8 protein-coding genes are annotated in these 5,702 nt (G+C 27.5%); 7 read left to right on the top strand and 1 reads right to left on the bottom strand.

Translation table 11 applies throughout. The features are described from left to right. From QHG34_RS15580 to QHG34_RS15610, 7 genes are all read left to right on the top strand, one after another. On the top strand, window positions 1-192 hold a 192-nt coding region (locus tag QHG34_RS15580; RefSeq protein WP_282631150.1), incomplete at its 5' end, for a hypothetical protein. Window positions 193-261: 69 nt separating this feature from the next. Beyond that, window positions 262-717 carry a hypothetical protein gene (locus QHG34_RS15585; protein WP_282631151.1) on the top strand — a complete coding sequence of 152 codons (456 nt, stop codon included), beginning with the start codon at window positions 262-264 and terminating at the stop codon, window positions 715-717. Between the two features lie 367 nt (window positions 718-1,084). Beyond that, window positions 1,085-1,345, top strand: a complete 261-nt coding sequence (locus QHG34_RS15590; protein WP_092910729.1) for a hypothetical protein — start codon at window positions 1,085-1,087, stop codon at window positions 1,343-1,345. Beyond that, entirely contained in the window at window positions 1,338-1,628 is a 291-nt protein-coding gene (locus tag QHG34_RS15595; RefSeq protein ID WP_092910726.1) for a type II toxin-antitoxin system YafQ family toxin, read from the top strand. The genes QHG34_RS15590 and QHG34_RS15595 overlap by 8 nt, the downstream gene beginning before the upstream one ends. A 1,007-nt stretch (window positions 1,629-2,635) precedes the next feature. Beyond that, the gene (locus QHG34_RS15600) at window positions 2,636-3,211 is read left to right on the top strand and encodes a hypothetical protein (RefSeq protein WP_282631153.1); all 576 of its coding nucleotides are present in this window, start codon (window positions 2,636-2,638) and stop codon (window positions 3,209-3,211) included. A gap of 5 nt (window positions 3,212-3,216) precedes the next feature. Next, entirely contained in the window at window positions 3,217-4,551 is a 1,335-nt protein-coding gene (locus QHG34_RS15605; protein ID WP_282631154.1) for a DUF11 domain-containing protein, read from the top strand. 91 nt (window positions 4,552-4,642) lie between these two features. Then, window positions 4,643-4,966 carry a hypothetical protein gene (locus tag QHG34_RS15610; protein ID WP_282631155.1) on the top strand — a complete coding sequence of 108 codons (324 nt, stop codon included), beginning with the start codon at window positions 4,643-4,645 and terminating at the stop codon, window positions 4,964-4,966. Here the strand turns inward: QHG34_RS15610 and QHG34_RS15615 are convergent. Continuing rightward, on the bottom strand, window positions 4,963-5,702 hold a 740-nt coding region (locus QHG34_RS15615; RefSeq protein ID WP_282631156.1), incomplete at its 5' end, for an IS3 family transposase. The two genes, QHG34_RS15610 and QHG34_RS15615, sit on opposite strands and share 4 nt — an antisense overlap.

Consider the following 5,702-nt stretch of genomic DNA (forward strand, 5'->3'; position numbering starts at 1 on the left):
GAATTAAACAACAATCTTAGCTTATTTGAAAGTCTATATAATCATCTTTCTGAAGAGGAACTATTGGATTTCTTAGTAGAACTAAAAGCTCAATCTGTACTCTATGAAATTAAAAATATCAAAGCGTATTTGATAGGTTCACTAAAAAAGAAAGCTGAACAGTTATTTGAAAGTAAATACATCACAAAATGACCACAATAAAAACCTAGACAAAACCTAGACATGACCTATATTTGACCAACTAGACAAAATCAGCAAAAAATGAACTATATAGATGTAAAAGAAGCTTGTGAAAAGACAAATAAAAGTGAAAAAACAATTAGAAGATTGTTCGCTAAAGAGGAATCTAAGCCATATTTACAAAAAAAAGGAAATAAAAATCTTATAGAAGTAAATTACCTTTTTTCGATTTATGAAGCTGTAAAAACAACCAAAAAAAGTCCTAGACAAAACATGGACATGACCAACAAAAGACCAACTAATGAAGATGTAAATGAATTGAAAATGAAAATTGCTTTATATGAACAAGAAATACGCCTAAATAAATCTTTACATGAACAAGAATTAAAAAATAAGGAATTGCTTTTACAAGAAAAAGAGGGTAGAATAATGGATCTACAAAAGACAATTCTTTTATTAGAAGCACCTAAAAAAGAAGTTCAATTAGAACAACCTATACACACTCCAGAAAAGAAAAAAAAGTGGTGGCAATTTTAGATTTACACCTCTTAATTTAGTTGGTTCCACACTTCATATTACACCTAATTTTTGATTGCGACTTTGACGAGCAATCAATTCCTTACCTCGTAGGGCAAGGTCGTTATTTGTTCAAAATACTGGAGTTTACGGAAGTTTTTTGGGACAAATAACACACCTTGCTATATTCTTTTTGAATACAATTACTCCGAATAATTTTAATCCATATTTTCTCTAAAAAAGGGAATATTATTTTAAAATAACATTCCCTTTTTAAATTGAAGAATGGAGAATTTGAATCTTTAACCCAATTTGAACAAACAAAATATATCCAGAAAAGAAATGTTTATTTATTAATGATTACATTTGTATTACAAATACTATCATTATGAATACTAAAGAGAAAAGATTAACTTCTTTAAGAATAAACAATAATCTTTATGAGTTTCTTAAAAAAGAAGCTATTAAATCAAATAGAAGTTTTAATAATTATATTGAAACAATACTTTTAGATGCTACAGGATATTCTATCCCTAATTCAGAAACTATTTCAGCAATGGAAGAATTAAAAAATAATTCAGAAAATCTTGATTCGGTAAGTAATCCATCTGAATTAAAGGGTTACCTAAAAAATCTACTTGATGAATAATTATAAATTAATATTCTCCACTCAATTTAAAAAGGATTTTAAAAAATTTAAAAAAGCTCCCAAAAAAGTCCAAGATATTGAAATGTGTTTAGAATTATTAATTAAAGGTGGTGCTGATAATCTACCTTTAAAAATGAAAGCTCATAAACTTATTGGCGACTATAAAGATTATTGGGAATGTCACATTAATTCTGATTTACTTCTTATTTGGTTTCAGTTTGATGAAGATAAAAAAGAAATTCATTTAACAAGAATAGGATCTCATTCTGATCTTTTCAAATAAAGCCTTAGTATTTGAAATACTAAGGCTTTATTTTTGTCTGCTTTGAATATGCAGTTCTAACGGAAAAATGCGCATTGTAGAGTAGTTTTAGATATTAAATCATTTATTCAAAACGGCACTTGTTCAGAATCAATGTTTTAACCTCAAAATTTTTGGTAGATAATTTCAATTATGTTAAGTGATATTTATTTATTACTATTATAGTTTATTGTGTTTTATTTTTTAATTAAAAACTAAAATACTTATGAATAAAAATTCTCTAAAACACTTGTTGCTTATTTCTTGTTTGTCATTAGCAGTTGTATAACTGATGATCAACTAATTGAAAAAACACAGAAAAAGAATAAAAAAACACATTTGTAACTTTCTCAAAACAAAAATCTATGTTCTAAAACAAGCAATGTAGGTTTTAATTATGCAATGAAATTCTCTTATCTATTATAAAGATATGATAGCATTCATAATACTAATATTTTTTTACACCATAAAATTTATAAACTATATATAGAGTTATTTCCATACTCTTTGCCGTATTTTAAAACTTGTATTTTTTTAGTATAAGTTAAATAAGCTTGAATTTCTTTTGTCTTTTTTAAAATCATAAGGCTATATTAGTTTTTAACTAATTAATCTACATTTATTTGATATACTTACAAACTTAGTAAACTCTTCAGGCTTAACGTTGCATTCCAATATTCTCTTCACGTGATATTTTTAAGACATAAATCTTTAATTCTTCTACAAATTTAGACTTCTATAATATCACTTTCTTATCACATTTTTTGTATTCTTATTTTAAAAAACATAATTTAATGATTTATAGCAACTTATACTTGTTTTTTTTAGTTTTTGTTTTTTTGTGATAGCAGTGTAGTAATATGTTATTTTTTTAAACGTTATTAAATTATTAATTTTGCATCAACATTTAACTTAATTAAATGTATTAACGTAACCATGAATAAGCTTTGTTAATAATTCTCAAAGCTTATTCTTTTAATAATTAAACTATGAATATTAAAGTACACATTTTTTTTGTATTATCTTTATTTAGCATTTTATCTCACTCTCAAGTGGGAATCAACACAAAAAATCCTGCTCCTAGCTCTTTGTTAGACGTTGTATCAAATGAAAAAGGAATTTTAATTCCAAGATTAACGACTCTTGAAAGAGATCGTATAGACAAACCTTCGAATGGTTTACTAATTTATGATAAAGAGAATCAATGTTTAAGTCAAAATATTGGAAATGATATTACTCCTGAATGGGTTTGTTTAGGAATAACGACACGATTTTTTTATATGCCTTCTATGGTCATAGACACATCTAACGTAGGCACTACAAAACAAATTGACTTATTTAGTATATACAAAAATCAATTTGAAAATCCAATGGTGAAAAGTGAAAATGCAAAATCTTCGATACCTTACTTTTCTAATGCTCAAAAACTATATTATTACATCACTTATTATGATAACAGTGTTATTGATCAGATTACAATTGATGAAAATGGATTAATGAAATACCTTGTAAAGGGTACACCTTCTGAAGTATCTTTTATGAATGTTGTTTTTGTTGTAAAATAATTAACATGAAATTACATTTACTTTTAATAGTTATACTTTTTAATTTAATGACGACTATTTCGTCAGCTCAAATTTCTCCAGTAAATATCATTAATGAAAATCCTTCATTAAACGAAATTTTAGAAAGTATTGAAGCAGAAGGTGTTAAACTGTCCAATCCAAGATTATTGTATGGGGATATGACTAACAATAAACAAGCTCTTATTTTTGATAAAGGATTTGGAGCAAATTTTGAAATTGATAGAGGATTAGTTATCTCTACAGGAAATGCCAAAGAGGATGTATTAAGCAAAAATAATAGACCTTACAAATCTACAGCACGTAACAGATCGTACTCAGACCCTGATTTAACAGCTATTGATAACCAAGCTCAATTTAATGCTTTTATTTTAGAATTTGATGTTGTTCTCGATCCAGGATTAACAGCATTAAGAATAGCCTATCAATTTGGATCGGAAGAATACCCTAATTATGTAGGAGGTTCATACAATGATGCTTTTGGTCTTTTTGTAAGTGGCCCTGGTATTTCTGGTAAAAAAAACATGGCACGACTTCCAACAAATAATAATCCTATCACTGTAAACAACGTAAATTATGGTAAATATGGAGGACACTCAGGCGCATGGTCTAAACCTTTGAAGCCTACAGATCTTTCACAAAGTCATCTGTACATCAACAACGGACATACTACAAAAATTTTTAGCCCAAGTTATCCCAATATATTGATGATAAATGAAGATGACCCCGATCTTAATTCCTATACACCTGATGTTTATATAGAATGGAATGGTCTCACAAAGCTAATCACGTACGATTTAAAAAACTTGGTTCCTGGACAAACGTATACGTTTAAAATAGCTATTGCAGATGTTGCAGATGCTACCATGGAATCAGGGGTAATAATAGAAAAATTACAAGGAGTTGGCGGAAGCGATTTAGCTGTTGAAAAATCAATTCTGCTAGACAAAGACTACACTACAGGTGATGAAATTGAATTTAAAATTAAGGCAAAAAATTTAGGTCCTTATCTTACAATTGATGCAAAAGTAGAAGATCCTTTACCATCAGGCTATGAATACCTTTCACATACGATTACATCAGGTTTTGGGAATTACACAAATGGATTATGGAATATTGGTACCCTTAATCCAGCTATAGATGAACCAGAACTTATCATAAAAGCCAAAATAAAAGCCAGCGGAGAATACAAAAATACAGCAGAAATCAAATCAGTAAAATTTGACCCTGATGTTTCGAATAACAAATCTTCGGTATTGCCAAGTATTATCAACACCAAAAAGCATAGAATGATTTCGAATCCGATGATATTTATTAGATAGTTGAGTACGATTTTAATATGCGTATATTTGCTTAAACTTATCAAAAACAACTTGATAAGTTTTTTTATTTTAATTTAAAATGAGTCAGAAAGTGAAATATGTATTATTTTTTTTTTTAAGTTGTATGTCCTCTACTCTATACGCTATAAACGATCAAAAAATAGAAGAAGATTACAAGCAAATATACAAAAAATATAGCAGTTATGAATGGGTAGAAGCTTTAAGGTTAACTGAAAAAAGCTTGAGGCATTCAAAAAAAAATAATTACAAAGAAGGTATTGAAAAAGGGTATTTATACAAAGCGAAAATTTATAATATTTTAGGATATAATAATAAAGCACTCTCTATTCTAGATACTTTTAAAAAACATATTTGGATAAATGGATATCCCCGTGAATTTTCCATTGTAAGTTAAGCTACATATTTTAAAAATTGTAAATTATTATTAAACTCAAAGATAGTTTTATATCCCAATGTTTTATGTCTTCTATTTTTGTTATACCAAATTTCAATATACTCAAAAATTTGCGTTTTCATTTTTTCTCGTGTTATTAATTTATTTCCATATATCAGTTCTGTCTTTAAAGATTTAAAGAAGCTCTCAGCTACAGCATTATCCCAGCAATTTCCTTTTCTTGACATGCTACGAATAACACCATAAGAATCAAGTACATTTGTAAACTTATTTGAAGCATATTGAACACCTCGATCAGAATGAAATAGCATTCCTTTTTTAATTGATCTATTCTTTATAGCCATACGCCATGCTGCTAAACTCGTTTCTTTTGTACTCATGGTATGACTTAAACTCCAACCAGTCACCTTTCTATCGTACAAATCGATGATTGTTGTTAAATACAAAAATCCCTCTTGAGTTTGAATATAAGTAATATCTGATACCCATTTCATTGAAGGTTTTGAAGCGCTAAAGTCTCTATTAAGTAAATTGCTTACAGTTAAATAATTATGTTTAGAATTTGTTGTAATTCTAAACTTCTTACTTAATTTACTTCTTAAGCCAAGTTCTTGCATATATTTAGCAACTGTTTTAACTGATATTCTATAACCTAAAGTATTTAATTCTGAATGAATTCGAGGACTTCCATATCTCTGCTTGAATTTAAAATATAGATACTTTATTTTATCTAGCA

Source organism: Empedobacter sedimenti (assembly GCF_030005555.1).
GTDB lineage: Bacteria > Bacteroidota > Bacteroidia > Flavobacteriales > Weeksellaceae > Empedobacter > Empedobacter sedimenti.

What these genes read in the sequence shown, in the direction of transcription:
- QHG34_RS15590 (WP_092910729.1), top strand. Translation starts at nt 1,085, where the DNA reads ATGAATACTAAAGAGAAAAGATTAACTTCTTTAAGAATAAACAATAAT.
- QHG34_RS15600 (WP_282631153.1), top strand. Translation starts at nt 2,636, where the DNA reads ATGAATATTAAAGTACACATTTTTTTTGTATTATCTTTATTTAGCATT.
- QHG34_RS15585 (WP_282631151.1), top strand. Translation starts at nt 262, where the DNA reads ATGAACTATATAGATGTAAAAGAAGCTTGTGAAAAGACAAATAAAAGT.
- QHG34_RS15595 (WP_092910726.1), top strand. Translation starts at nt 1,338, where the DNA reads ATGAATAATTATAAATTAATATTCTCCACTCAATTTAAAAAGGATTTT.
- QHG34_RS15605 (WP_282631154.1), top strand. Translation starts at nt 3,217, where the DNA reads ATGAAATTACATTTACTTTTAATAGTTATACTTTTTAATTTAATGACG.